At 61.6% G+C, this 962-nt stretch carries 1 protein-coding gene; it reads right to left on the bottom strand.

Features of this window, described 5'->3' with window-relative positions; translation table 11 throughout:
• The coding region (locus tag U9980_RS27625; RefSeq protein ID WP_322770614.1) for an SPFH domain-containing protein at window positions 1-759 on the bottom strand (759 nt) is incomplete at its 3' end.
• Window positions 760-962 lie beyond the last annotated feature (203 nt).

Raw genomic sequence — 962 nt, 5'->3', positions numbered from 1 at the left:
CGTGATGCGGACCAGATTGAATTTCAGCCCGACGAGGAAAGGCGCGCCGAGGGTGTCGGTGAGGTCCCGAGCCAGTGATTCATTGATCGCTGTCTGTACTTTCGTGATGTTGGCGTTGTTCGACGCCTGTGGGACGGTCGGAAGGGCGGCGTTACCGGCGCCCTGGTTCGCTCCGAGCTGAACCAGCGCGCAGCTGGAGACGAGTTCGGCGCAGCCGAAGCTGTTCACCTGTTCCCGCAGGTCGTTGTCGATCACCGGTCGGATTATGGTGTCGAGGAACGCCGACCAGCCCTGAATTCCATCGTAAGGGCTGTAGTCATTGTGGTCGACGAATGATCGGAACTTGCGGGTGCCGAACTTGTCGTCGAAGGTACGAATTATCTGGTGGTCGAGATTGAGGGAGAAGTAGAGAGTTCCCTCGATGCCCATCTCGACGCCGTCCTTGGACGGCACCCGCACGACGTCCTCACCGGCGCGGTCGCCCTGGTCCGGCTTCGCGGTGATGGTGTAGAAACGTTGCTGGGCAGGATATTTGTGACTGTCGGAGTAGAGCCCGACCCAGGTCCGTGCCGAGGCGGGGTCGATGATCTGCCTGATCTTGTGGTTGTCGAACGGACCGCCGTTGCGGACCACCGCGATCTCTCCACCGTCGGTCTTGTCGAATGAGCCCAGAGCGCTGAAGCCCAGCACGAGGAGAAAGATCGCGGCGAGCGCCGCCGCGGAGATCGTGATGATTCTGGCCGAGGTTCTCTGTCTCATGATCTGTCCCCGCTGTCGACGTCGACATACCGATACATGGCTGTGCCGGCATGCGAAACCGACGGCCGGCATGCGAAACCGACGGCCGGCATGCGAAACCGACGGCCGGCATGCGAAACCGACGGCCGACATGTGGAACCGACGGCCGACATGCGGAACCGACGCTATTGTTGCGAATGCGTTGGTCGCCGGTCGCCGCTTGT

The organism is Protofrankia sp. Cr1, from assembly GCF_963555865.1.
In the GTDB taxonomy this organism is placed as follows: domain Bacteria; phylum Actinomycetota; class Actinomycetes; order Frankiales; family Frankiaceae; genus Protofrankia.
This window is presented reverse-complemented; position numbering and strand designations above follow the sequence as displayed.